Raw genomic sequence first — 24783 nt, forward strand, 5'->3', positions numbered from 1 at the left:
TCGGTGTGGTGGGGATCAGGATCGGCGACCGGTCAGGCGACCGTCGGTGCGGACAGCACGGACGACGCCCCGGTTCGGGCCGCGGTGACCCAGCCTAGGCGATCACCGCGGCCGCGTCCCGGTCCCGGTCGCGATCCGACCGCTAGCGCACCCCCGCCCTGGTCTCGATCCGACCGCGAGCGCACCCCGACCCTGGTCGCGATCCGGTGGTGAGCCCGCCGCTGCACCGTCCGGACGCACCCGCCCGGCGGTCCGGATCAGCTGCCGGTCGCGAGGGGCACGGTGGGCAGCTCGTCGACGTCGGTCGCCTCCAGGTCCGCGGGCGGGTGCTCGGCCAGGACAGCCTCCACCTCCGCGTCCTCCGCCTCCGGGGAACGCGGAGCCGTCGGGCGCGCCACCCGGCTGAACTTCGTGGTGCCCCACCGCAGGTCCGGTCCGATCGAGTCCGCCAGGACCACCGCCGACCTGCTGATCCTGCCCTCGGCATCCGCCCACTCCTCGACCCGGAGCCGGCCGTGCACCACCACCGGGTCGCCCGTGCGCAGGCAGTCGGCCACGTTCACCGCCAGGTCGCGGAACGACTTCACCGTGAACCAGCTGGTCGCGCCGTCGGAGAGCTCGCCGGTGTGTCGATCCAGCTCCCGCACGGTGTGGCCCACCCGCAGCTGCGTGAACGGCACCGGGTGCTCGCCCTGACCCGGATACAGCTTGGGCGGGGCGCCGACCCAGCCGGTGACGGTGACGGTCAGTTCTCTGATGGCCATGATCGGACCTCTCGCTGCGCCGCTCCTGGTCGGGTCGGCTCGGAGGTCCAGTGCACCGGGACCGCCCCGTCCGTGTCGCCACCCGCTCCCCCGCCCTGGGGACGGCCCCGCACCCCGCTGCCCTGTGGACAGCCGGAGCCGGCTCAGTCCTGGGCCGCCGCCGCCACCAGTTCCCGCACCCGGCGGTGTTCGGCCAGCACCGCCGCCGTCGGCTCGGCCAACCAGGTCCGCGCCACCGTGCCCAGCGCCGCCCGCCCGGTCTGCCGCACCTGCTCGGCTCGGCGCACAGCGGCGCGGCGTCGTGCCCGCACCCCCGTGACCAGCAGCACCACGGCGATGACCGCGAGCGCCAGCGCCACCGCGCCCTCCGGCAGCAGCACGTCGGTCCAACGACCGCGGCCCAGTACCTGTCCAGCACCGATGGACGCCATCATCACCGCGATCACGCCACACACCGCCGCCAGCACCACGCAGACCGCGGCGGCCACCGATCGGCGCACCACCACCGCCACCTGGGCGAGCGCGTCGTCGGCCGCCTGCCGCATGGTCGCCACGGAACCGACCCGGTCCCGCACGGCGGCTGACCACCGGGTCGGCATCGTGCCCACCGCATGATCCACCCAGTCGGCCCGGGCGGCTTCGACCGTTCCCGACTGCACCCGCACGAAGCTCGGCACCGGTTCGGCGCCACCACGCACCGCCGCCGCCACCGCATCGGCGATGGCGGGCAGTCCGGCCGCCTCGGCCAACCGGTCGGCGACCGGCGACACCTCCAGTGCTGTGTCCCCCGGCTCGGACTCGGCCAGCTGCGCGGCGATCAGTCGGGCGGCGTCACCGACCTCGGCGGCACCGCGGCGGGCGGCCAGCGATCGACCACCGACCACCTCGGCCAGCAGGTCACGCAGCTCGGCGATCCCGTCGCCGGTCCGGGCCGAGACCGCGCGCACCGGCACTCCGGTCAGTCCGTCCGCCTCGATCAGCCGGGCCACATCGGCGATCAGGGCCTCCTGCTGCTCGGCGGGCACCAGGTCGATCTGGTTCAACAGGACGAGCATCGCGCCCTCGTGTCCCACCAGACGCCGCAGGTATCCGGAGTGCAGGGCGTCGTCGGCGTACTTCTGCGGATCAACCACCCAGACCAGCAGGTCGGCCATCGGCAGCAGCCGGTCCACCGTCTCGCGGTGTCGGTCGTCCACCGAATCGTGGTCGGGAAGGTCGAGCAGCACCAGGCCGCGCAACGGCGCCTCGGTGTCACCGTCCAGGGCGCTCTCCCGCTCGATGCGCAGATCCGGGTCGACGGCCAGCCAGTCCAGCAGCGCGTCGCCCCGGGTGCCCCACACGCAGGCGGTCGCCTGGGACGTGGTCGGGCGCCGCACCCCGACCTGCGCGAAGTCGAACCCGGCGACGGCATTGAACAGGCTCGACTTGCCGGACCCGGTGCCGCCGAGCAGCGCCACCACGGTGTGGTCGACACCGAGGGCCAACCGGTCGCGCACCTGGTCGTCGATCTGCCGGACCTGGCTCACCACCGCGGGGTCGATCCGGTCACCGGCGACCGCCAGCGCCTCCTCCAGTCGGGTCAGCCGCGCGGTGAGGCGGGCGCTGTCGTCCTGCTCGCTCATGTCAGTCCCTTGATCACTGCCAGCCGCAGCCGGAGGGTGGAGGCGGCGTCCTCGGCCAGATCCGGCACGTCCAGCGCCGCCAGTGCGGCCGCTGACTCGGCGGTCACCGCACCTGCGGCCGCCTGCGCCAGCCGATCACGCAGTTCGTCCACCCGTGCCCGGCCGGGCGCTCCGAACAGCGTGTCGGCCATCTCCCCGGCGCCCTCGACGCCGGCGGCGGCGGCGAGCAGCACGGCCGCCGCGCCCTCGGTGCCCAGCGCCCGATAGGCGGCGGCGATCCGGCGGGACTCGCGCGTGACGGCACGGCGGGCGGAACGGTCGGCGCCGGAGTCGGCCGGAGCCGGGGCCACGATCGCCACCGTCGTCACCCACTGCTGCGCCGCCGCCTGGGCCTCGTTCTCGCGCTCGGTCGCCCGGGCGGTGGTGTCCCAGGTATCGGCGAGCCAGCGCCCACCCGCCGGGCCGTCCCACAACCAGTCGCGCAGCTCACGCTCGGCACCCTGGCCGAGGGCCACGAGCACCCCGCGCGCCGACCGGGACAGTTCCTCGATCAGGGGCGCGAGCGCCGTCGACCGCTCCCGGCCGCGCGCCTTCGACCGGTCGGGCTTGCCACCGCCGCGCAGCAGGTCGCGCAACGGCGCACCCGGGCTGGTCAGTTCGGCCCAGCGCGCCTGCGGCCCACCGTGACCCACCGCGCCACCGTCCGTGGTCTCCCGTGCCGCGAGCACGGTGGTGTCCAGCGCGGTCCCCAGTCCAGCGCGCAGCTCCTCGGCGGCCTCGACCTGCTCCTGGACCGCCTCCGCCAGCTCGTCCACCCAGGGCCGCAGCGCCGCCAGCGACCCGCGCAGCGTGCGGGCGATCACGCTGCGCGCCCGGTCGGGTCCGGCCAGCATCGCCAGCCACCGGTGGACCGGCGCGACGGCGGCGGGGTCCAACGGCCCGTCCAACGGTCCGGCGTCGGCGACCACGAACAACGGCGATCCCTGCATCCCGTGCTCGCGCAGCCGGTGCATCAGGTCGGCCCGCACGGTGGGCAGCGAGTCGGCGGCGACCCGGTTGAGCACCATCGCGACCGAGGCGCCCCGCGCGACAGCACCGTCCAGCACCCGCCAGGGCAGCGCGTCGCCGTACCGGGCCGCCGTGGTGACGAACAGCCACAGGTCGGCGGCCTCCAGCAGACGGCCAGCGGCGCGTCGGTTGGCCTCCTCCACGGAGTCCAGATCCGGCGCGTCCAGCAGCGCGATGCCGCGTGGCACCTGCTCGCTGACCTGCACCTGGACCGCGTCGATCACCGGGTGATCCGCCAGCAGCTCGGCGTCCAGCGGGTGGTGGACGAGCACCGGTCGCCGCGTGGTCGGGCGCAGCACCCCGGCGGGGCTGACCTCCTCGCCGACCAGGGCGTTCACGATCGTCGACTTCCCGGCCCCGGTCGACCCGGCGACCACCACCACCGCCGGTGCGCTCAACGTGCGCAGCCGCGGCACCAGGTGGTCGGCGAGCTGATCGATCAGCCGGGTGCGCGAGTCCCGGGCCGCCTGGACCCCGGGGATCTCCAACGGCAAGACGGTGCCGCGGACGTCACGCAGCAGATCGGCCATCGCATCCGCGAGCGAGGCAGCGGCGCGCGGACGGTCGAGAACATCACCGCCTCGACCATCAGCCTGCGTGTTCACAGGTGCATCCTCACGTGTCCCGGGCGGCTGGGCCAAACATCGACGCGCCCCCGGCAGGACTCGAACCTGCAACCTACGGATTAGAAGGCCGGTGCTCTATCCATTGAGCTACGGAGGCAATGACCTCAGCCTACGCGGCACGACGTCGGCTCCCGGTACCGGGTGCACTGAGTGACCACTACTCAGCTGTCGCGCCGTTACCCCTCAACTTCGGTCGAAGCACCACTCAGCGTCTGGCGCCGTCGCCGGTGGATTCGCCATCGTGAACCGACCGGCTGCGAGGCACACGACCAGGAAAGCGGAGACGACCATGACAGCGGTCACCGAAGTTCTCGCCCCTCTCGCCACCACCCGGCGGTGGCAGGAGGACCTCTACGTCCAGCTCCACCAGCATCCCGAGCTCAGCCTGCACGAGACCCGCACCGCGGCGGAGATCCAGCGCCGACTGACCGACTTCGGCTACGACGTCACCCCGGTCGGCGGTGGCATCGTCGGCGTGCTGCGCAACGGGGACGGTCCCACCGTGCTGATGCGCGCGGACATCGACGCGCTCCCGGTCACCGAGCGGACCGGGCTGCCCTACGCCTCGACCGACACCACCGTCGACGACGACGGCAACACGGTCGGTCTGATGCACGCCTGCGGCCACGACGTGCACATCACCACGCTGTTGGGTGCCGCCCAGTTGCTGGCCACCACCCGGGACCCGTGGCGCGGCACGTTCATCGCGCTGTTCCAGCCCGCCGAGGAGACGGCCGCCGGTGCGGCGGCGATGGTCGACGCTGGGCTGACCGACACGATCCCGCGCCCCGACGTCGCGTTCGCCCAGCATGTCCTCGGGTACCGGGCGGGACACCTGGGGCTGATCGCGGGGCCGATGTTGTCCTGCGCCGACTCGATCCGGATCACGCTGTTCGGCTCCGGCACCCACGGTTCGATGCCCCAGCTCGGGGTCGACCCGATCGTGCTGGCAGCCGCCGTAGTTCAGCGGTTGCAGGGCATCGTCGCCCGGGAACTGCCCCCCGGTGAGCGGGCGGTTATCACCGTCGGCGCCCTGAACGCCGGGACCAAGAGCAACGTCATCCCGGACCGGGCCACCCTCCTGGTCAACACCCGGGTGTACTCCGAGCAGACCCGGACCACCGTGCTGCGGGCGATCGAGCGGATCGTCCGGGCCGAGTGTGAGGCCTCCGGCTCGCCCGAGCCGCCGACGTTCGAGTATTACGACCAGTTCCCGTTGACGAGCAACGATCCCGCCACCACGGCCCGGGTCCGCGCCGCCTTCGAACAGCACTTCGGCACCGACCGGGTGTTCACGATGGACCCGCAGTCGGCCAGCGAGGACTTCAGCCGGATCCCGGACGCGTTCGGGACTCCGTACACGTACTGGGGCCTGGGCGGCTTCCCGCCGGGAGCACAGGCGGCCCCCAACCACTCACCGTTCTTCGCCCCGGTGCAGCAGCCCACGCTGACCGCCGGGACCGAGGCTGCCGTGGTGGCCGCCCTCGCCTACCTCGCCACTGACGTGCGATGAGCACCGTTACCACCCCCGCCCCGACCGTCCCCGGATACCGGGGCACCCCCACGCTGCTGACCGGCATCGTCCTGGGTGTCCTGACCTTCTGGCTGTTCGCCGGGTCGATGGGCACCGTGGCACCCAAGGTCCTCGCCGACATCAATGCCGATTCCGCGCACGTCTCGGCCGCGGCGATGAACATGGCCGTGTCGATCACTGCCCTGTTCTCCGGGCTGTTCGTCGTCCTGATGGGCGGGGTGGCCGACCGCGTGGGTCGGCTGCGGATCGCGATCGTCGGCAATGCGCTCGGCGTGATCGGATCCGCGCTGCTCCTGTTCGCCGGTGGTGGTGCCGCGCTGCCGCTCCTGCTGATCGGCCGCGCGGTCCAGGGACTCTCCGCCGCCTGTGTGATGCCCTCCACGATGGCGCTGCTGCGCGCCTACTGGGACGGGGCCGACCGGCAGCGCGCCGTGTCCATGTGGTCGATCGGGTCCTGGGGCGGTTCGGGGCTGTCGGCGCTGTGCGGTGGCTTCATCGCGACCACCTGGAACTGGCGCGCCATCTTCGTGGTGTCGATCGTGGTGTCGCTGCTCGCCATCGTCCCGATGGTGGGCGCACCGGAGAGCAAGGTCGAGGGCACTGTGCGGCGGCGGTTCGACGTACCGGGGCTGGTGACCTTCATGGCGACGGCCCTGGCCCTGATGGTGGTGCTGATCTTCGGTCGGCAGATCGGGTGGGGTTCCCCGGTGGTGTGGATCCTGGCAGCGACCGCCGTGGTCGCGGCAGTGGTCTTCGTGCGGCTGGAGCGGCGGAACACCGACCATCCATTCATCGACTTCGCACTGTTCGCGAACCCCACCTTCGCCGGCGCCACGCTGTCGAACTTCCTGCTCAACTGCACCATCGGCCTGCTGCTGGTCTCCCAACAGCTGTTCCAGATGTCCGGCCAGGGCTACACCCCGCTCACCGCGTCGGTGCTGACCATCGGCTACGGAGTCTGCGTCATCGGCCTGATCCGGGTCGGCGAGACGCTGCTGCGCCGGTTCGGTCCACGCAAGCCGATGATCTGGGGCACGCTGATCGTCGCCGGTGCCGCGATCCTGCTGATCCCCACCCACCTGTTGGTGGGCCAGTACCAGGTGCTCGCGATCATCGCCTACTGCCTGTTCGGCATCGGGTTGGCCTGCTACGCCACCCCGTCCACCGATGCTGCCCTGTCCAACCTCCCGGCGGATCAGACCGGTGCCGGGTCGGGCATCTACAAGATGGCGTCATCGCTGGGTTCGGCGGTGGGGGCCGCCGTCTCGCTGACCGTCTTCTCCACCTTCGCCGGATCCGGCGTCGGCTGGCTGGGCCACATCCTGACCACGCAGGGCACCCTGGACAACGAGGGCCTGCGCCAGGCGGCGCAGCTCGCGATGATCGTCAACCTGGTGCTGGTGCTGATCGCCCTGGTGTCGATCATCCTCACGGTGCCCAAGGGCCGCAGGTACAACGACGACTGACGCCGTCACCGCGTGTGCGGACGTGGAGCAAGCGGCTCTTCCCGGCGGCGCGGCAGGGTTCGCGCACGTGGTGCCCGGGTTCACCGTCGACCGGGTGCCGCCGCCTCCTGCGTCGCGGTGCAACGTGCCTCCAACCGGCCGTCGGGGTCGAGTGCCGTGAGCACCGCCAGCGCGATCGCGTCCAACTGGCGCACCTGCTCGTCGGTCAGGCGGTCGATCACCAGGCGGCGCACCTCGGCGACGTGGCCCGGCGCGGTGGCGCGCACGGTGTCCCACCCCACCGCGGTCAGCGTGGCCAGCGTGGTGCGCCGGTCCTCCGCGCTGCGTCGACGGCACAGCAGCCCCCGGGCCTCCAGCCGCGCGGCGACGTGGGAGAGCCGGGGCAGCGAGGCATTGGTCTGCGCGGCCAACTGGGTCATCGCCAGGGTGCGCTCCGGCGCCTCGGAGAGCTTGGCGAGCACCAGGTAGTCGTAGTGCGACAGGGCGGCGTCCCGTTGCAGCTGCTGGTCCAGGGCACCGGGCAGCAGCTCCGCCACCGCCTCCAACCGGGTCCAGGCGCGGAGCTGATCCGAGGTCAGCCACTCCGTCATCCCGTGATCATAGTTGATTGTTCAACGATTTGTCAGGGCCGAAAATCGCGTGCTTCCCGGCCAGGTCGGATGGTCTCCTGGTGGAACACCGCGGTGAGTCCCCGGGTCCGGCCAGACCCAGCGAAGTCAGCACACAGGAGACCCACCACCATGCACCCCACCAGCACCTTCGACGTCATCCTGCTCGACCACGCCGAGCGGATCGCCGCCGCCGACTGCACCCGGTCCCGGCGGGCACCCGAGCCCGAACGACCACCGGAACATCCGCCGCACTGGGCATGGTCACTCGACCTGCTGCCCGTCCCCCTGGTGGGTGCGGTGGCGCGGTGAGAGCGGACCTGGCCGGGGTCGTCGCCCCATGTTCCACGCGACGACCCCGGCCACTTCCATGTCCGGCGCCGGGCCGGTCGTAGGCTGGCCCCCGTGAGCACCGTCAACAATCAGCAGGGCAGCGCCGACCGCATCGTCTGGATCGACTGCGAGATGACCGGCCTGGACAACGTCAAGGACGCACTGGTCGAGGTCGCCGCCGTCGTCACCGACTCCGAGCTGAACGTGCTCGGCGAGGGCGTGGACGTGGTGATCACCCCGCCCGCCGAGGCCCTGGAGCAGATGGGCGACTTCGTGCGCACCATGCACACCACCTCCGGTCTGATCGAGGAGTTCGCCGACGGCACCACGCTGGCCGACGCGCAGGCCCAGGTCCTCGACTACATCCGCACCTGGGTGCCCGACCCCGGCAAGGCGCCGCTGGCCGGCAACTCGGTCGGCACCGACAAGGTGTTCCTCGACCGGGACATGCCCGAGCTCGTCGAGCACCTGCACTACCGGATCATCGACGTCTCCTCGATCAAGGAGCTCGCTCGGCGCTGGTACCCCCGGGTCTACTTCGCCTCGCCGAAGAAGAACGGTGGCCACCGTGCGCTGGCCGACATCCTGGAGAGCATCGACGAGCTGCGCTACTACCGCGCGGCCCTGCTGGTCCCGCAGCCGGGACCCGACTCCAAGACGGCCAAGGCCATCGCCGCCGAGGTCTCGAAGTCGTCGGTGGCAGCCGCGCACCAGGCCCGCTGAGCACCGATTCCTCAGTACGGCCCGACACCCGCTACACTCATCCAGGCCCGCAAGGGTCATGGTGGCTATAGCTCAGTAGGTAGAGCACCTGGTTGTGGTCCAGGGGGTCGCGGGTTCAAGTCCCGTTAGCCACCCCAGCACCACGAAGGCCCCGCACGGATCCGTGCGGGGCCTTCGTCATGGTCGGGTCAGAGCCGCGACTCGATCACATCGGCGAATCGGGACACCGCCTCGGGAGCCTGCGCGAAGAACAGCGACGGCTCGATCAGCTCGAGCTCCAGCACCACGGGGTTGCCCTCGTCGTCCGGCACCAGATCCACCCGGGTGTAGGCCAGCGGCCCGCTCACCCCGTTCAGCAGACCCGGCAGCGCGTCGATCACCCGCTGACCGACCTCCAGCTCGGCGGCGGAGGCGTCGCGCGGGGTCATCACCTCTTCCTTGTAGAGCACCCCGGACATCGAGTCCTGCTCGTACGGGCCGGTGAGCAGCGGCTCCTTGCGGACAGCGTGCGACAGCTTGCCGTCCAGGTAGACCAGCGCCGTCTCCCCGACCTCGTCGACCTGCTTGAGATAGCGCTGCACCATGACGTGCCGCCCGGCGTCCAGCAGCCGCTTGGCGTGCATGATGCCCTGGGCGCGGGAGTTGGTGACGCCCGCCTCGTAGCGGCCGGTGTCGCGGGAGCCGGCGCTCACGGTCGGCTTGATCACGAAGTCACCGAAGGCCGGGAACCGGGTGTGGATCGCGCGGGCGTTGAAGTTCCGCTCCGGGTCGAGCCAGATCGTCGGGATGATCGGCAGCCCAGCCCGGTCGAGCGCACGCTGGTACTGCTTGTCGATGTTCCAGGTGATCGCCGGGATCGGGTTGAGCAGGGTCGCACCGCCGGACGACACCCGCTCGGCCCACCAGCGGAAGTCACGCGGATGGTCGGTGTAGTCCCAGGTGGAGCGGACCACGACCAGATCGAACTTCGGCCAGACGACCGTCGGGTCGTTCCAGACCACCGGGCGCACGTCGTGGCCGCGGCGGGTGAGCTCCTCCAGCAGGGGACGGTCGTCCGGGTCGAGGTCCGGCAGGGCGGCGCAGGTGGCAAGGCCAATGGTGGTCACGCGGTCAGGCTACCCACGCGCACCGGAAACCGGCAGGTGGGTCGTCCGGCTCAGACCGCCGCCGACTCCTCCGATGCGCGCTCGTCGACGATCCGCCGCAGAGCCCGCAGCACCCCGTCGGCGTCCAGGACACCCACGGTGCGATCGCCGTCCAGCACCGGCACCGCGGCGGCACGCGCGTCGGCCAGCGCGCTGAACGCCTCGGACAGCGGGGCACCGACCCGCACGGTGGCCTCGGCGGTCGGCAGGTCCTCCCCCAGCGATCCCTGTCGCAGGTCCGACGACTGCAGCGTGCCCAGTCCGAGCAGCTTGGACGCCGCGTCCCGCCCGACCAGATCCGCCACCGCCGCGCTGGCCGGCGCGGTCAGCACCCGCACCGGGTCGTCCAGTTGCTCCAGATGGCCGCCCCGGCTGAACACCGCGATCCGGTCGGCGAGCTGGACCGCCTCGTCGACGTCGTGCGTGACCAGCATGACCGTGGTGCCGATCTCCGCGTGGATCCGCCGGAACTCGGCCTGCAACCGGCGTCGACCGACCGGGTCCACCGCGCCGAAGGGCTCGTCCATCAGCAGCACCGGCGGGTCGGTGGCCAGACCGCGGGCCACCCCGACCCGCTGCCGCTCGCCGCCGGAGAGCTCGTGCGGGTAGCGCTTGGCGTAGCGACCCGGCTCCAGGCCCATCAGCTCCAACAGCTCACCCACCCGGGTGCGGGTGCGCGTCCGGTCCCAGCCCAGCAGCCGGGGGACGGTCGCCACGTTCTGCTCCACCGTGCGGTGCGGGAACAGGCCGACGTTCTGGATCACGTAGCCGATCCGGCGCCGCAGCTCGACCGGATCGGCGTCGGTCACGTCCTCGCCGCCGAGCAGGATCCGGCCCGAGGTCGGCTCGACCAGCCGGTTCGCCATCCGCAGGGTGGTCGACTTCCCGCAGCCCGAGGGACCCACCAGGGCCAGCAGCTCGTGCTCGCGGACCTCCAGCGACAGGTCGGCGACTGCCACCGTCCCGTCCGGGTACTCCTTGCGGACGTGCTCGAATGCGATCGCCGTCATGGCCCGGGACGCTACCTGCCAGCACGGACATCCGCTCACGGTTCGGTCACGATCACCCGCATTCGACCGGCGCATGTCGGAGGCGGCAGGTAGCGTCCCTGCGGTGATGGTCCAGACCAGCGCACTCTCGGTGCAGACAGCCGCCGACGGTGCGGCAGCCGCGAACCCGTGGCTGTCCTGGGAGTACGTGCAGCGCAACTGGGGCGACATCAGCCACGCGTTGCAGCAGCACACCAGCCTGACGTTGCAGGCGGTGCTGATCGCGGTGGTGATCGCGGTGCCGCTCGGCATGCTGGCGCACCTGCAACCCCGGCTCGCGACCCCGATCGTCGGCACCTCCTCGGTGCTCTACACGATCCCGTCCCTGGCGCTGTTCACCGTGCTGGTGCCCTTCACCGGCATCGGGCGCACGCCGGTGCTGATCGGCCTGGTGGTCTACGCGATGCTGGTGCTGGTCCGGAACATCATCGTCGGGCTGGCCGGGGTGGACGACAGCGTCCGGGACGCGGCGCGCGGGCTCGGCTACGGCCGACTGCGCCTGCTGCTCACCGTCGAGCTGCCGAACGCGCTGCCCGCGGTGATCGCCGGGATCCGGCTGGCCACCGTCACCACGGTCGCCCTGGTCACCGTCGGGGTGGCCGTCGGATACGGCGGGCTCGGCGAGCTGATCTTCCGCGGTTTCCGGAACAACAAGTACCACGCGGAGATCCTCACGGCGACGCTGCTCTGCCTGGCGCTGGCTTTGTTCCTGGACCTGCTCTGGTGGCTGATCGGCCGTGCCGTCACCCCGTGGGCACGCCGTGGGCGGGAGGCCTGACATGGACGTGCTGACCGATGCCTTCACCTGGCTGAACGACCCGCTGAACTGGTCCGGCCGCAATGGCGTGCTGGCCCTGGGTGCCGAGCACCTGCGGCTGAGCGTGATCGCGGTGCTGCTCGCCGCGGTCGTCGCGCTCCCGCTGGGTGTCTGGCTGGGTCACCGCCGTGCGGGCGGGATGCTCACCGTGGTGCTGGCCAACACCTCCCGCGCGCTGCCGACCTTCGCGCTGCTGACGATCTTCGCCTCGACCGGTCTGTTCGGTTCCCGGGCGACGATCATCGCGGTGGCGATCTTCGCGGTGCCGCCGATCCTGGCGAATGCCTTCACCGGGATGATGGAGGTCGACCCGGATGTGCGCGACGCCGCCCGGGGCATGGGGATGAGCGGCTCCCGCGCGCTGTTCCAGGCCGAACTGCCGCTCGCCCTGCCGCTGATCGGGGCCGGGCTGCGCACCGCGACCACCCAGGTGCTGGCCACGGTGCCGCTGGCCGCGCTGGTCGGCGGCAAGAGCCTCGGCTCGATCATCGTCAGCGGGATGGCCCTGCAGAAGTACGGCCAGGTGGTCGCCGGTGCGCTGCTGGTCGCGGCCCTCTGCCTGGTGATCGAAGGCGTGCTGGCCGCCGTGCAGCGCGCCGCCACCCCCGCCCCGATGCGCACCCCTCGTCGCCGGCTCCGCGCCAACCGTGACCGGACTGTGACCCCGGCTGCCGCCTGAGCGGTTGCCGACCCCGAACGGCGCCGGTCGAATGATCGTCGCCGCCCCCTGATCCGAACTGCCACTCGATGGAAGAGGACCTATGAAGGCACGTCGCACCACTCTCGCCGCCACCGCCGCGGGGGTGCTCCTGCTCGTCGCCGCCTGTGGCGACCCCGGGTCGGGCGGCGGGTCCGCTGACCCCACCTCCGACGCCAACGCCTCCGGCGCGGTCTGCGAGCCGGTCGCCGGTGACAAGCTGGTCGTCCTGGAGGACGACAAGGGTCTGCAGAACGCCGACAACGTGATCCCCGCGGTCAACGCCGCGGCCGCCTCCGCCGACCCGAACCTCATCCCGCTGCTGGACGAGGTGTCGAACGCGCTGGACACCGACAAGCTGATCCAGCTGAACAAGGCCGTCGACATCGACCGCCAGACCTCCTCCGAGGCGGCCGCGACTTTCGTCGAGGACGAGGGCCTGGCCTCCGACGACAGCAGCCTCGGTGCCGGCAAGTCCGTGGTGATCGGCGCCGCGAACTTCTCCGAGAGCGCCACCCTGTCCGAGATCTACTCCGCGGTGCTGAAGTCCGCCGGGTACTCGACCGAGGTGCAGACGATCGGCAACCGGGAGACCTACCTGCCCGCCCTGGAGAGCGGTCAGATCACCGTCACCCCGGAGTACGCGGCGACGCTGACCGAGTTCCTGAATACCGCCGCCAACGGCGCTGACGCCGAGCCGCAGGCCAGCGGCGACGTGGACGCCACCGTCGAGGCGCTGACCACCCTCGGTGGCGACGTCGGCCTCGCCTTCGGCGCCGTGTCCCAGGCCCAGGACCAGAACGCCTTCGCCGTGACCCAGGCGTTCGCGGACGAGCACGAGGTGACCACGCTGTCCGACCTGGCGACCGCCTGCGCCGGTGGCGTCACCCTGGCCGGTCCGGCCGAGTGCCCGGAGCGCCCGTTCTGCCAGCCCGGCCTGGAGGACACCTACAGCATCAAGATCTCCGACTTCACCAGCTACGACTTCGGTCTGATCGGTGACGCCGTGCGCAACGGCGAGTCGGTGCTCGGCCTGGTGCTGTCCTCGGACGGCTCGCTGGCCAGCTGATCCCGCACAGCACGAAGGGCCGGAGGATCTGATCCTCCGGCCCTTCGTCACGTCCGGGCCTTCTCTACAGCCCCGCGGTCTCCAGCAACCGCAGCCACACCTCGCTCACGGTGGGGTAGGCGGGCACCGCGTGCCACAGCCGGTCCAGCGGCGTCTCGGCGACCACCGCCACCGTCGCCGTCTGCAACAGCTCCGCGGCGTCCGGTCCGGTGAAGGTCGCCCCCAGGATCACCCCGCGGTCGGTGTCGATCACCAGCTGCGCGGTGCCCTGATAGCCGTCGGCGCTCACCGAGGCACCGGCCACCGAGCCGATCGCGTAGCTCACCGTCCGCACCGCGTGTCCGGCATCGGTGGCCTGCTGCTCGGTCAGCCCGACCCACGACACCTCCGGGCGGCTGAACACCACCTGCGGCACGGCCGCGTGGTCGGCGCTGGCCCGGAACCGGCTCCAGTCGGCGGCCTCGGCCTCGGCGGCCCGCAGCTCCTCGTCCGACCCGAACCGGGCCGCCACCACGTCACCGACCACCCGGGCGTCGTACTTGCCCTGGTGGGTGGTGGCGGTGCGCCCGGTCACGTCGCCGACCGCGAACAACCAGTCATGGCCCGGCACCTGCAACGCGTCGTCGACCGCCAACCGGTCCAGCCCCAGCACGTCCAGTCCGACATCCAGTCGCGGGCGACGGCCGGTGGCGACCACCAGCTCGTCCGCGTGCACGGTGTCCTCGCCCTGCGGCCCGCTCAGGTGCAGGTGCACCCCGTCGGCGTCCCGGCTGACAGCGGTGGTCTCGGTGTCGAAGCGCAGGTCCACGCCGAGATCGCGCAGCGCGGTGCCGACCTCCTCCGCCGCGAACGGCTCCGCCCCGTTCAGCAGCCGACCGCCCCGGACGATCAGCGTCACCTGGGCACCCAGGTCGCGGTAGGCGGTCGCCATCTCGACCCCGACCACGCCACCGCCGAGGATCGCGATCGAACCCGGCACCTCCTCGACGGCGGTCGCCTCCCGGGAGGTCCACGGCTTCGACTCCGGCAGCCCCGGGATGTCCGGGATGACCGGCTCGCTGCCGGTGGCGACGATCACCGCGTGCCGGGCGATCACCCGGGTGCTGGTGCCGTCCTCCTCGTTCTCCACCAGGAGTTCCTTCTCCCCGGTGAACCGCGCCGATCCGCGGAGCAGGCCGAGCCCGGCCGAGTCCAGCCACTCCACCTGCCCGTGGTCGTCCCAGTGCGAGGTGAACACGTCCCGCCGGGCCAGCACCTGTGCCGGGTCCAGGGTGCCGGTCAGCAGCTCGGCGGCCCCGGGCACCGCCCGCGCCTGGGCCAGCACGGCACCGGGGCGCAGCAGCGCCTTGGACGGCATGCACGCCCAGTAGGAGCACTCACCGCCGACCAGCTCGCGTTCGACCACCAGCACCGACAGCCCGGTGCGGGACGCGCGGTCGGCCGCGTTCTCCCCCACCGCCCCGCCGCCGATCACGACCACGTCGTAGCTGACCGTCTCCATCACCTGCTCCATTCGTTCGGGTGTGCCCATCGTGGTCCCCGGGGAGCTGAACGGCAGGTCGAACGCACGGAGCCGATGCCCCCGGGCGGGGACACCGGCTCCGGTGCGGGGATGTTCAGTAGGTGAAGCGGGACACCTGGCCGCGCAGGTCCTCACTCATCCGGGCCAGCTCACTGATCGCGGAGCCCATCTGCCCCAGCGTCTGACTGGAGGTCGACGCGGCGGAGGCCACCCCGGTGATGTTGTTCGCGATCTCCCCCGACCCGGTCGCGGCCTCGGCCACCGACCGGGACATCTCCGTGGTCGTCGCGGTCTGCTCCTCCACCGCACTGGCGATCGTCAACTGGTAGTCGTTGATGCTCGCGATGATCGTCGAGATCTCCCCGATCGCGGTCACCGCACCCGAGGTATCGGCCTGAATGGTCTCCACCCGGCGCGCGATGTCCTCGGTCGCCTTCGCCGTCTCCTGCGCCAACTCCTTGACCTCACCGGCCACCACCGCGAAGCCCTTACCGGCCTCACCGGCACGCGCGGCCTCGATGGTCGCGTTCAACGCCAACAGATTCGTCTGCTCCGCGATGCTGGTGATGACCTTGACCACGTTGCCGATCTCCACCGAGGACTCCCCCAGCTTCGCGACCTGATCATTGGTCACCGCAGCAGCATCCGTGGCCTGACCAGCGACCTTCGCCGCCTGCGACGCGTTCTGCGCGATCTCCCGAATGCTGGCACCCATCTCCTCGGCACCAGCCGCCACCGTCTGCACATTCCGCGACACCTGCTCAGCAGCAGCAGCCACCACACCCGCCTGCGCCGACGTCTGATCCGATCCCGCGACCACCTGGTGCGATGCGGCCGACAGCTCCTCGGCGGCGGCCGCCACCGTGTGCGAGGTCTCCACCACACCGGCCATCAGCGACCGCAGCGATCCCTGCGCCTCGTTCAGCGCCCCGGCCATCCGGCCCAGCTCATCCCGCGAATCCAGCTGCACCGACACCGTCAGGTCGCCGTCACCGATCGCCTCCACCGTCTGCTGCACCCTGCGCAGGTCACCGATCAGGCGGCGCACCAGCACCACACCCAGACCCGCCGCCAGCAGCGCACCGATCAGGCCGGTCACGATCATCACCATCGTGGCGCTGTTCGCCTGCCGGTCGGCCGCCGCGATGTCGGCGTTCGCCTTGGCATTCACCGAGTCGGTCAGCGCCTGCAACGCGTCACCGATCTCGGTGGTCACCGGCCGCACCTGGTCCGCGTAGGCATCGTGATACGCCACCGCGCCCCGGTCGGCCTCCGGCTGGATCTCCTCCGCCAGATCCTGGTAGCGGGCGTAGGCATCGGTCAGGCTCGCGTACGCGTCCTCGTCCAACACGAAGGGCGCATACCCCTCGATGTTGGTCAGCGCGTCCGCGTCGAAGCCCTCCCGGTCGCTGATGATCCCCGCCCGGTCCGCGGCCGGGACCATGCCGTACTCCAACACCCGGGCCCGGCTCGCCTGGAACCAACGCTGGGTGTTCACCAGGTACGTCTGCGGCTCGACAGCGGTCTTCCCCAGCTCCGTCACCGCGCTGTCCAACGCGTGCAGCCGACTGATCCCGACCACGGTCACCGTGATCACCACGGCGATCAGGATGCCGAGCACCCCGCCGATCCGTGCGCCCACCGGCAGGTCGTGCACCCGCACGCGGCGTCGGGTGGAGGTGGTCTGAGGTGCCGTGGCGGCCATGCGGGATGCCCTTTCGATCGGAAGGTCGTCCCTTTCCCGATCGACGGGGCCGTGAGCTCGCTGAGGACTCGACCGGGTGAGGTGGCTCCCACCCGGAGGGGTGACGACGCGCGCGGCCGACGACGGAAGCGAGCAGACCACGGCTTTCCCGATCCGCTTCGACTCGAGCGCCCAACAGATGGCGACGGCGTCGGGGCATGGCGCACACGTCCCGTGGGTTCAGGTAGCCGCCGCGCCCACCGCTCGGCGTCGGGCGGCGATCACCACCTGCGACCCCCATGGCTCCGTGAACCGCTGCTCCACCTCCACCGTCAGACCGGCGGCCGTCAGCAGCTCCGCCAACCGCTCTGGCTGCCACCGGTAGGTCGTCCAGCTCACCGGCACCCCGCCGTATGCCTCGGTGCGTTGCTGCTCGCCGTCACCGACGTGGAAGCCCATCAGCGCCAGCCCACCGGGCCGCATCGCCCGCGCCCAGCCCTCGAACACCCCCGGCAACAGTGGGCGGGGCAGGTGGAACAACGACCACCATCCCAGCACCCCGGCCAACGACCCGTCCGGCACGTCCACCGCGGTGGCCGATCCCACGTCGAAGCGCAACGCGGGGAACCGCCGCCGAGCCTGCTCGACCATCCGGGGAGACAGGTCGATCCCCCGCACGTCCACCCCGAGGTCGGCCAGAAAAGCACTGACCTGTCCCGGCCCACACCCGACATCGAGCACTTCCCCACCGTCACGCACCTGCTCGGCGAAGGCGGTCAGCGCCGACCGCAACCAGGGCTTCCCGTCCAGTTCGGCCACCCCGAGGGCGACGTAGGTGTCGGCCACTCGGTCGTAGTCGTCACGCAACGTGTCCAGGTCCATGCGCGGGCACGCTACCGACGACCACCGACACGACGAAGGCCCCGCATCCATCGATGCGGGGCCTTCGTGTCGGTGCGCCATCAGGGACTCGAACCCCGAACCCGCTGATTAAGAGTCAGCTGCTCTGCCAATTGAGCTAATGGCGCGCAAGAGAGAAGTTAGCACCCCCGCGGCGTCGAACGCGAATCGGTTCCCGCCCGCCGGGGCCGGTCGTGATGCAGGTCACGCGGTGTGCGGCTCCTGCGCCTCTCCCGACTCCGATGCGTCCGGGTCCTGCCACCACTCGTCCTCCGGCAGCCCCTCGGCGTGCAGGATCTCGGTGGAGCGGGGCTCGGCGGCCGCGAGGTCGGCGAGCAGGGTCAACGGCACGTGCTCAGCGAGCAGGTCCATCACCGATTGCGCCTCTTCCGGCGCGTGATCGTCGCCCACGACCACTCCTTCCGTCGGCGACCATCGGAACACCCGCTGATCGGCTGTGCAACAGCTAGAGATAGAGGCCGGTGCCCTCGCCGCCGTCGCGGGGTTCGGCGACGGCGTGCACATCCTTCTCCCGGAGCAGCAGGTAGGTGGTGCCGGCCAATTCGACCTCGCCGCGCTCGTCCGGGTCGAAGAGCACCCGGTCGCCGACCGACACCTGGCGCACGTGCTGTCCGGCGGCGACCACCGCGCCCCAGGCGAGGCGCTTGCCGACCACCGCGGTCGCCGGGATCACGATGCCCGCGCTGGACCGTCGTTCGGCGGCGTCGGCGTCCAGTTCGACCAGCAGCCGGTCGTTCAGCATCCGGATGGGCAGCTCGGGGCGGGGAGTCGCGGTCACGGGACCAGACGCTACCTGTCAGCACTGCGGCACTGCGGCACGGCAACACTGACGCACTGATTACCCTGTCCCGGGGCGCGCTCGGCGCCCTCCGACGTGAGGAGACGCCATGCCGCGCCTGACCGTAGGCGACGCCGCCCCCGACTTCACCCTGCCGACCGCCGACGGTGGCACGTTCAGCCTGTCCGAGCTGCGCGGTGAGCATGTCGTCGTCTACTTCTACCCGGCCGCCGGGACACCGGGCTGCACCAAGCAGGCCTGCGACTTCCGGGACTCGCTCGCTTCCTTGCAAGCGCAGGGCTACCGGGTGGTGGGGGTCTCGCCGGACTCCCCCGCCAAGCTGGCCCGCTTCGCCGAGCAGGAGGCGCTGACCTTCCCGCTGGTGTCCGACGCCGACCACGCGGTGATGGAGCAGTGGGGCGCCTGGGGTGAGAAGAAGCTCTACGGCAAGGTCGTCACCGGGGTGATCCGGTCCACGGTGGTCGTCGACCCGGCGGGTGTGGTCCAGCTGGCCCAGTACAACGTGAAGGCGACCGGGCACGTCGCCAAGTTGCGCCGCGACCTCGGGATCGACGCGGCGTGACGTCCGTGCCTGGCATCATCGCCGGGTACGCGGGAGTGGTGTAACGGTAGCCACGCCAGGTTTAGGTCCTGGTGCTCGATGAGCGTGCGGGTTCGAATCCCGTCTCCCGCACACGGAACGACCCCCGCACCGGATGGTGCGGGGGTCGTTCGTTCGTGCTCAGTTCTGTGCTGCCTCGGCGGCGGCGATCTGCGCCCGGACGTCGTCCATGTCCAGGCTCTTGACCGCGTCCACCACCTGCTGCAGGGCCGGGGCCGGCAGGGCACCCGCCTGGTTGAACACCAGGACGCCCTCACGGAAGGCCATCAGCGTGGGGATCGAGGTGATCTGGAGCTGAGCTGCCAGCTCCTGCTCCGCCTCGGTGTCCACCTTCGCGTGGACGATGTCGGGGTGCGACTCCGAGGACTGCTCGAAGATCGGTCCGAACCGCTTGCACGGGCCGCACCAGTCCGCCCAGAAGTCCACCAGGACGATGTCGTTCTCGTCGATCGTCTTCTGGATGGACTGAGCGGTCAGCTCGGTCGTTGCCATCAGTCGCCTCCTGTTGCTTCGTTGAACGCCGGTAGAGCGTTCGCGCCGGGTCCAGTATTCCCGTCAGCGCGTCGGGGATGCCTGTCGGGAGCGACTCGGGGTAGAACATCCAGATGACCGACACCGCTGACCTGCCCCCGGAGCCGACCGAGCCCGACCGCCCCGCCGGGTGGTTGAGCCCCGAGGGGATCGCCCAGGTCCGTCGGCAGATCCCGCTGCTCTACGTGGACGCCGTCCCGGTCCGGGTGGACGACTCCGGCGACGTGGTGGCCGTCGGTCTGCTGCTCCGGGTCACCCCGGAGGGGGTGATGTCCCGTGCCCTGGTGTCCGGCCGGGTGATGTACCACGAGCGGGTGCGCGACGCCCTGCTGCGGCACATCGAGAAGGACCTCGGTCCGATGGCACTGCCCCAGGTGCCCCCGTCGCCGCAGCCGTTCACCGTCGCCGAGTACTTCCCCACCCCCGGCGTCACGCCGTACCACGACCCCCGCCAGCACGCGGTGTCGCTGGCCTACGTTGTGCCGGTCACCGGCGACTGCCGCCCGCAGCAGGACGCCCTCGACCTGGCGTGGCTGACCCCGGAGCAGGTGTGCAGCGAGCAGGTGCAGGTGGAGATGAACGGCGGCCAGGGGCTGCTGCTGCGCCAGGCCATGGCGCACGTCGGCCGGATGCCGTGATCGGGCGGCGGCTGCTCACCGGGCTGCTGGCCCTGGTCGCGGCCACCGGTGTCGCGGTCGAGGTGGGCAACGCCCTGGCGGAGGGTGGAGACGGCGAGCGGCTGATCCGGCTGTTCAGCTACTTCACCATCCAGTCGAACCTGCTGGTCCTGCTCGCCGCCGTCCTGCTCACCCTGCGCCCGACCGGTGGCGGCCGACTCGCGGCGGTCATCCGGTTGGACGCACTGCTGTGCATCATCGTGACCGGCGTCGTCTACCACGCGGTGCTCGCGGGTGAGGCGGCGACCCTGACCCCGAGCGGTGCGTTCGCGAACCTGTTCCTGCACACGATCACACCGGTCGGTGCCGTGCTGGTCTGGCTGCTGATCGGTCCGCGCCCGCGCTGGTCCTGGGCCACCATCGCCTGGTCGCTGGTCTACCCGTTGGCGTGGGTGGGGTACACCTTCGTGCGCGGGGCGTTGGTCGACTGGTACCCGTACCCGTTCCTGGACGTGACGCAGATCGGTCTGGGGGCGGCGCTGCTGAACACCGGGGTGATCGCGGTGGCGTTCCTGGTGCTGGCGACGGCGGCGCGGTGGGTGGAGCGGGCGCTGCCGGCGACGCCTACAGCCGCACCGACTCCCACCCCGCCAGATCCGCCCGCATCGCCCGGTCGTGGGTAGCGACCACCACGGCGGCTGAGGTCACCTGCAACGCGGCGGTCAGCTCGTCCACCAGCCCGATCGACAGGTGGTTGGTGGGTTCGTCCAGGATCAGCACCTGCGGCGCGGGCACCAGGGCCATCCCGAGTGCGAAGCGGCGGCGCTGCCCGACGGAGAGTTCGGCGAGCGGGCGGTCGAGGTCCTCCTCGTCCAGGAGGCCGAGCGACGCGATCGGGACGATGTGCTCGGGGTCGAGGGCCCCGGTGCGCAGCAGGTCCAGGGCGCGGGCGGCGGCGGCCTCGAAGCCGGTCATCCGGAGCTGTTCCGGGGTCCCCTCGTCCTGCGCGAGCACGCCGAGCCGGAGCGCGCGGGCGGCACTGCGGTGGCCCCGGTCGAGGGGGAGCCGACCGGCGAGGGCGGCGAGCAGGGTGGATTTGCCGGCGCCGTTCGGGCCGGTGACCAGGAGCCGTCCCGCGGGCGGCAGTTCGATCCGGACGCCGGGCAGGTCGAGTCGACCGTCGACCCGGGGTGCGCGCAGTTCGAGGAGTGGGCCACCGCGGTAGGTGTCCTCGACCCGGCCGGAGGTGGGCAGGGACGGCAGGTCGGGGAAGGCCAGCGGCAACGGCGGCACGGGGACGTCGACCGCCTCGGCCTCCAGCTTCTGCACCAGACGGTCGGCGGCCTTGACGTGGATCCTGGCCCGGGTGCCGCGGCGGTGCTTCTGCGAGCCCTTGGGCGGGCGCCACTCGTCGGAGAGCCCCTCGTAGGAACGGTCGAGGCGCTGGGCGAGCTGGATCGCCCGCTTGCGCTCCTGGGTGTAGCGCACCCGCCAGCGGCGCAGTGCCTGGTCCTTGGCGAACCGGTAGTCGGCGTAGCGGGTGGCGCCGTAGAGCACCGGGCGGCCGTCCATCGACGGGTCGAGGTCGAGGATCGCGGTCATCACGTCGTCGAGCAGCTTGCGGTCGTGGGTGACGATCAGGACCACGCCGGGCCACTGCTGGAGCTGCGCCGTCAGGTAGTCGATGCCGCCGACGTCCAGGTGGTTGGTCGGTTCGTCCAGCAGCAGGATGTCGGCGCGTTCGGCGATGTGGCAGGCGAGCCGTGCCCGGTAGGCCTCACCGACGCTGAGCGACCCGAGGGCGCGCGCCGGGTCGCGGGGCGCGCCGAACCGGGTCAACGCCTCGTCCACCCGACGGTCGATGTCCCAGGCCGCCAGGCGCTCGGCGGCGGCGATGGCCTCGCTGAGTGCGCTCAGGTCGCCGCCGTCGTGGTCGAAGTCGGCGACCACCCGGTCGAGACGTTCGGCGGCGGCCCGGACCTGCCCGGCGGTGCGGGCGATCAGGTCGCCGACGGTGGCCTCCGGCGGTAAGTCGAGCTCCTGGTGCACCACCGACACCGAGCCGACGGTCCGGACCTCGCCCGCCGTGGGCACCAGGTCACCGGCCAGCAGGCGCAGCAGGGTGGTCTTGCCCGCCCCGTTCTCCCCCACCACACCGATGCGTTCCCCGGCGGAGGCGGTGAGGGCGACGGCGTCCAGCACCGGCCGACCCGGGTAGCCGAAGCTGACCCGGTCGGCGACCAGGTGCACCTCAGGCACGCAGGACCTGGACCACCGACGGCACCAGCGCACGGAATGCCTGGCCGCGGTGCGAGATGGCGTTCTTGCGCTCCGGGGTCAGTTCGGCCGCCGTCAGGTCACCGCCGTCGACGATCAGGATCGGGTCGTAGCCGAAGCCGTGTTCCCCGCGGGGGGCGTGCGCCAGCCGACCCGCCAGGTACCCCAGCTCTACGTGCTCGGCACCGTCCGGGGTGACCAGGGCCGCCGCGCAGGTGAACCTGGCCGCCCGGTGCTGGTCCGCGATGTCGCCGAGCTGAGCGAGCAGCAGGTCCAGATTGGCCCGGTCGTCACCGTGCCGGCCCGCCCAGCGGGCGGAGAAGATGCCGGGGGCGCCGCCGAGCACGTCCACCGACAGCCCGGAGTCGTCGGCCACCGCGGGCAGACCGGTGAAGGCGGCGAGCGCCCGGGCCTTGATCAGGGCGTTCTCGGCGAAGGTGACCCCGTCCTCGACCGGCTCCGGTGCGCCGACGTCCCGGGCGCTGACGATGCTCGCCGGGTCCAGGTCGGGCAGCGCGGGGACCAGGATGGCGCGCAGTTCGTCCAGCTTGTGCGCGTTGTGGGTGGCGAGCACCAGACGCGGTTCGGTCATGCCGCGCCGCCGTGCACGGTGACCCGGCCCTGGGTGGCGAGCGCCTCGGCCTGGACCCGGGCCAGCTCGCGGGTACCGCCGACCGCGAGGTCGAGCAGCTGGTCCAGCTCGGCGCGCTGGAACGGGGCGGCCTCGGCGGTGCCCTGCACCTCGACGAAGTCGCCGGAGCCGGTGACCACGACGTTCATGTCGGTCTCGGCGCGCACGTCCTCGACGTAGGGCAGGTCCAGGACCGGACGACCGTCGACGATGCCGACGCTGACCGCCGCCACCGAGTCGGTGAGCACGGTCTTCGTCGCGTCGATCGCGCCGCGCTCGATCCCCCAGGCCACGGCGTCCGCCAGGGCCACGTAGGCGCCGGTGACGGAGGCGGTGCGGGTGCCTCCGTCGGCCTGCAGCACGTCGCAGTCGAGCACGATGGTGTTCTCGCCCAGCGCGGACACGTCGATGATCGCGCGCAGCGAGCGGCCGATCAGCCGGGAGATCTCGTGGGTGCGACCGCCGACCTTGCCGCGCACCGACTCCCGGTCGGAGCGGGTGGTGGTGGCGCGGGGCAGCATCGCGTACTCGGCGGTGACCCAGCCCTGACCGGAGCCCTTGCGCCAGCGCGGCACGCCCTCGGTGAAGGAGGCGACGCACAGCACCTTGGTGCCGCCGAACTCGACCAGCACGCTGCCCTCACCGGCGTCCAGGTAGTGCCGGGTGATGCTGATCGGACGCAACTGGTCGAGGGCGCGCCCGTCCGGGCGAGGGGTGTCGGTCATACCGGCCACCCTAACCGCGGGGGGTGTCAGAGCTCGATCCGCAGACCGGGTCGCGCCAGCTGGGTGGGGCCGTCGTACTCCCCCACCGCCTCGGCCAGGGTGGCGGCCGGGTCGTTCCACGCGACCAGGTGGGTCAGCACCAGGGACCGGCTGCGACCACGGGCGGCGGCGCGGCCGGCCCGCGCACCGGTCAGGTGGATGCCGCGCGGCGTGTGCGGGGTGCCCTCCAGGTACGCGGCCTCGGCGAGCAGCAGGTCGACGTCGGCCGCCAGCCGGTCGAGCCCGGGGCACTCGTCGGTGTCGCCGGTGTAGGACAGCGTGGCGGTCTCGCCCGGTCGCACCGAGGACGGCCCGGTGATCCGCAGGCCGAAGGCGGGCACCGGGTGCTCCACCGCCACCGGCTCGATGGTGAACGGTCCGACGGTGACCGGGACGCCGTCCTGCCAGTGGCCGATGGTCAGGTGGCCGCCGGTGTCGGTGGCCGGGTCGTGGCCGGAGAGCTGGGACAACCGCTCGGCGAGTCCCGCCGGGCCGAACATCGGCATCGGTTCGGTGCGCGGGCAGCCGGTCGGCGCGTAGCGCAGCATCACGCCCAGCACCGGGATGTCGGCGACGTGGTCGGCGTGGGTGTGGCTGATCGCGATCGCGTCCAGGCAGCTCGGGTCGAGGTGGGTCTGCAATGGACCTAGCGCACCGTTGCCCAGGTCGAGCAGCAGGTTCCAGGTTCGACCGTCCGCGTCGTCGGCCTGCACCAGGTAACTGGACGCAGCCGACTCCGGGCTGGGGAACGACCCCGCACACCCCACGACGACGAGCCTCATCCGAGCGCCTCCTACCGGCCGCTCCCCCATCGGGCGACCCTTGTTACCGCGCCATGATGCCGTGCTGAGGGCGTTCGTGGTCGGCCGATGGGCCCAGATCACGGGTGGCGCTGGTCACGCCGGACCCGACCGG

Annotated in this window: 26 protein-coding genes and 4 tRNA genes; 12 read left to right on the forward strand and 18 right to left on the reverse strand. The window is 71.7% G+C overall.

Annotation, left to right across the window (positions count from 1 at the left end; all coding sequences use genetic code 11):
* Nucleotides 1-257 precede the first annotated feature (257 nt).
* The 4 genes from HGK68_RS10945 to HGK68_RS10960 all read right to left on the reverse strand — a co-directional run bounded on the left by HGK68_RS10945 (nucleotide 258) and on the right by HGK68_RS10960 (nucleotide 4177).
* On the reverse strand, nucleotides 258-764 hold the full coding sequence (locus HGK68_RS10945) for a single-stranded DNA-binding protein (protein ID WP_169165992.1): 507 nt from the start codon (nucleotides 762-764) through the stop codon (nucleotides 258-260).
* A 143-nt stretch (nucleotides 765-907) separates the two neighbouring features.
* The gene (locus tag HGK68_RS10950) at nucleotides 908-2386 is read right to left on the reverse strand and encodes a GTPase (RefSeq protein ID WP_169165993.1); all 1479 of its coding nucleotides are present in this window, start codon (nucleotides 2384-2386) and stop codon (nucleotides 908-910) included.
* Nucleotides 2383-4059 carry a dynamin family protein gene (locus HGK68_RS10955; RefSeq protein ID WP_246260296.1) on the reverse strand — a complete coding sequence of 559 codons (1677 nt, stop codon included), beginning with the start codon at nucleotides 4057-4059 and terminating at the stop codon, nucleotides 2383-2385. Before HGK68_RS10955 ends, HGK68_RS10950 begins: the two co-directional genes overlap by 4 nt.
* A 45-nt stretch (nucleotides 4060-4104) precedes the next feature.
* Nucleotides 4105-4177, reverse strand: a tRNA-Arg gene (locus tag HGK68_RS10960).
* A gap of 192 nt (nucleotides 4178-4369) precedes the next feature.
* Here HGK68_RS10960 and HGK68_RS10965 point away from each other — a divergent pair.
* Both HGK68_RS10965 and HGK68_RS10970 read left to right on the forward strand, forming a co-directional pair.
* The gene (locus HGK68_RS10965) at nucleotides 4370-5593 is read left to right on the forward strand and encodes an amidohydrolase (protein ID WP_169165994.1); all 1224 of its coding nucleotides are present in this window, start codon (nucleotides 4370-4372) and stop codon (nucleotides 5591-5593) included.
* Nucleotides 5590-7080: an MFS transporter gene (locus HGK68_RS10970; protein ID WP_169165995.1), complete on the forward strand. Its 1491-nt coding sequence runs from the start codon at nucleotides 5590-5592 to the stop codon at nucleotides 7078-7080. The genes HGK68_RS10965 and HGK68_RS10970 overlap by 4 nt, the downstream gene beginning before the upstream one ends.
* A gap of 80 nt (nucleotides 7081-7160) precedes the next feature.
* Here HGK68_RS10970 and HGK68_RS10975 read toward each other — a convergent pair whose 3' ends face one another.
* A complete protein-coding gene (locus HGK68_RS10975) occupies nucleotides 7161-7670 on the reverse strand; it encodes a MarR family winged helix-turn-helix transcriptional regulator (RefSeq protein WP_169165996.1) in 510 nt (169 codons plus the stop codon).
* Between the two features lie 150 nt (nucleotides 7671-7820).
* On the opposite strand from HGK68_RS10975, the gene HGK68_RS10980 reads away from it, so the two are divergent.
* The 3 genes from HGK68_RS10980 to HGK68_RS10990 all read left to right on the forward strand — a co-directional run bounded on the left by HGK68_RS10980 (nucleotide 7821) and on the right by HGK68_RS10990 (nucleotide 8881).
* Entirely contained in the window at nucleotides 7821-8000 is a 180-nt protein-coding gene (locus HGK68_RS10980; protein ID WP_169165997.1) for a hypothetical protein, read from the forward strand.
* A gap of 153 nt (nucleotides 8001-8153) precedes the next feature.
* Nucleotides 8154-8744 (forward strand): oligoribonuclease, encoded by a 591-nt coding sequence (gene orn, locus HGK68_RS10985; protein ID WP_246260737.1) that lies wholly within the window; start codon nucleotides 8154-8156, stop codon nucleotides 8742-8744.
* A gap of 61 nt (nucleotides 8745-8805) precedes the next feature.
* A tRNA-His gene (locus HGK68_RS10990) sits at nucleotides 8806-8881 on the forward strand.
* A gap of 51 nt (nucleotides 8882-8932) precedes the next feature.
* On the opposite strand, the gene HGK68_RS10995 is transcribed toward HGK68_RS10990, so the two are convergent.
* Together HGK68_RS10995 and HGK68_RS11000 are read right to left on the reverse strand one after the other, a co-directional pair.
* Entirely contained in the window at nucleotides 8933-9850 is a 918-nt protein-coding gene (locus tag HGK68_RS10995; protein WP_169165999.1) for an ATP-grasp domain-containing protein, read from the reverse strand.
* A 50-nt stretch (nucleotides 9851-9900) separates the two neighbouring features.
* Nucleotides 9901-10899 carry an ABC transporter ATP-binding protein gene (locus HGK68_RS11000; protein WP_169166000.1) on the reverse strand — a complete coding sequence of 333 codons (999 nt, stop codon included), beginning with the start codon at nucleotides 10897-10899 and terminating at the stop codon, nucleotides 9901-9903.
* Nucleotides 10900-11005: 106 nt separating this feature from the next.
* On the opposite strand from HGK68_RS11000, the gene HGK68_RS11005 reads away from it, so the two are divergent.
* The 3 genes from HGK68_RS11005 (at nucleotide 11006) to HGK68_RS11015 (ending at nucleotide 13521) form a co-directional block, all read left to right on the forward strand.
* A complete protein-coding gene (locus HGK68_RS11005; protein ID WP_169167080.1) occupies nucleotides 11006-11716 on the forward strand; it encodes an ABC transporter permease in 711 nt (236 codons plus the stop codon).
* A 1-nt stretch (nucleotide 11717) separates the two neighbouring features.
* Nucleotides 11718-12434, forward strand: a complete 717-nt coding sequence (locus tag HGK68_RS11010; protein ID WP_169166001.1) for an ABC transporter permease — start codon at nucleotides 11718-11720, stop codon at nucleotides 12432-12434.
* 82 nt (nucleotides 12435-12516) lie between these two features.
* Nucleotides 12517-13521, forward strand: coding sequence for a glycine betaine ABC transporter substrate-binding protein (locus HGK68_RS11015; RefSeq protein WP_169166002.1), 1005 nt, complete (start codon nucleotides 12517-12519; stop codon nucleotides 13519-13521).
* Nucleotides 13522-13585: 64 nt separating this feature from the next.
* Here HGK68_RS11015 and HGK68_RS11020 read toward each other — a convergent pair whose 3' ends face one another.
* From HGK68_RS11020 to HGK68_RS11045, 6 genes are all read right to left on the reverse strand, one after another.
* A complete protein-coding gene (locus HGK68_RS11020; protein ID WP_169166003.1) occupies nucleotides 13586-15022 on the reverse strand; it encodes a dihydrolipoyl dehydrogenase family protein in 1437 nt (478 codons plus the stop codon).
* A 115-nt stretch (nucleotides 15023-15137) separates the two neighbouring features.
* Nucleotides 15138-16748, reverse strand: a complete 1611-nt coding sequence (locus HGK68_RS11025; RefSeq protein ID WP_169166004.1) for a methyl-accepting chemotaxis protein — start codon at nucleotides 16746-16748, stop codon at nucleotides 15138-15140.
* Nucleotides 16749-16967: 219 nt separating this feature from the next.
* A complete protein-coding gene (locus HGK68_RS11030) occupies nucleotides 16968-17609 on the reverse strand; it encodes a class I SAM-dependent methyltransferase (protein WP_169166005.1) in 642 nt (213 codons plus the stop codon).
* Between the two features lie 73 nt (nucleotides 17610-17682).
* Nucleotides 17683-17755 (reverse strand) — tRNA-Lys (locus HGK68_RS11035).
* A 76-nt stretch (nucleotides 17756-17831) separates the two neighbouring features.
* Nucleotides 17832-18038 carry a hypothetical protein gene (locus tag HGK68_RS11040; protein WP_169166006.1) on the reverse strand — a complete coding sequence of 69 codons (207 nt, stop codon included), beginning with the start codon at nucleotides 18036-18038 and terminating at the stop codon, nucleotides 17832-17834.
* Between the two features lie 55 nt (nucleotides 18039-18093).
* A complete protein-coding gene (locus tag HGK68_RS11045) occupies nucleotides 18094-18390 on the reverse strand; it encodes a GroES family chaperonin (RefSeq protein WP_169167081.1) in 297 nt (98 codons plus the stop codon).
* A 145-nt stretch (nucleotides 18391-18535) separates the two neighbouring features.
* Here HGK68_RS11045 and bcp point away from each other — a divergent pair, with 145 nt between their 5' ends.
* On the forward strand, nucleotides 18536-19009 hold the full coding sequence (bcp, locus tag HGK68_RS11050; protein WP_169166007.1) for a thioredoxin-dependent thiol peroxidase: 474 nt from the start codon (nucleotides 18536-18538) through the stop codon (nucleotides 19007-19009).
* A gap of 29 nt (nucleotides 19010-19038) precedes the next feature.
* Nucleotides 19039-19120 (forward strand) — tRNA-Leu (locus HGK68_RS11055).
* A 48-nt stretch (nucleotides 19121-19168) separates the two neighbouring features.
* On the opposite strand, the gene trxA is transcribed toward HGK68_RS11055, so the two are convergent.
* Nucleotides 19169-19540 carry a thioredoxin gene (gene trxA, locus HGK68_RS11060; protein ID WP_169166008.1) on the reverse strand — a complete coding sequence of 124 codons (372 nt, stop codon included), beginning with the start codon at nucleotides 19538-19540 and terminating at the stop codon, nucleotides 19169-19171.
* Between the two features lie 113 nt (nucleotides 19541-19653).
* Between trxA and HGK68_RS11065 the strand changes: the two genes are divergently transcribed.
* Nucleotides 19654-20217 carry an NUDIX hydrolase family protein gene (locus tag HGK68_RS11065; protein ID WP_169166009.1) on the forward strand — a complete coding sequence of 188 codons (564 nt, stop codon included), beginning with the start codon at nucleotides 19654-19656 and terminating at the stop codon, nucleotides 20215-20217.
* Complete coding sequence (locus HGK68_RS11070; protein WP_169166010.1) at nucleotides 20214-20879, forward strand: Pr6Pr family membrane protein; 666 nt, start codon at nucleotides 20214-20216, stop codon at nucleotides 20877-20879. The genes HGK68_RS11065 and HGK68_RS11070 overlap by 4 nt, the downstream gene beginning before the upstream one ends.
* Here the strand turns inward: HGK68_RS11070 and HGK68_RS11075 are convergent.
* The 4 genes from HGK68_RS11075 to HGK68_RS11090 are packed head-to-tail and all read right to left on the reverse strand — an operon-like array spanning nucleotide 20821 to nucleotide 24650.
* A complete protein-coding gene (locus HGK68_RS11075; RefSeq protein WP_169167082.1) occupies nucleotides 20821-22446 on the reverse strand; it encodes an ABC-F family ATP-binding cassette domain-containing protein in 1626 nt (541 codons plus the stop codon). The two genes, HGK68_RS11070 and HGK68_RS11075, sit on opposite strands and share 59 nt — an antisense overlap.
* Nucleotide 22447: 1 nt before the next feature.
* Nucleotides 22448-23065, reverse strand: a complete 618-nt coding sequence (rdgB, locus tag HGK68_RS11080; RefSeq protein WP_169166011.1) for an RdgB/HAM1 family non-canonical purine NTP pyrophosphatase — start codon at nucleotides 23063-23065, stop codon at nucleotides 22448-22450.
* Nucleotides 23062-23829 (reverse strand): ribonuclease PH, encoded by a 768-nt coding sequence (gene rph / locus HGK68_RS11085; protein WP_169166012.1) that lies wholly within the window; start codon nucleotides 23827-23829, stop codon nucleotides 23062-23064. Before rph ends, rdgB begins: the two co-directional genes overlap by 4 nt.
* 26 nt (nucleotides 23830-23855) lie before the next feature.
* On the reverse strand, nucleotides 23856-24650 hold the full coding sequence (locus HGK68_RS11090) for an MBL fold metallo-hydrolase (RefSeq protein WP_169166013.1): 795 nt from the start codon (nucleotides 24648-24650) through the stop codon (nucleotides 23856-23858).
* Nucleotides 24651-24783 lie beyond the last annotated feature (133 nt).

The sequence above is a fragment of the Cellulomonas taurus genome (assembly GCF_012931845.1).
GTDB lineage: Bacteria > Actinomycetota > Actinomycetes > Actinomycetales > Cellulomonadaceae > Cellulomonas > Cellulomonas taurus.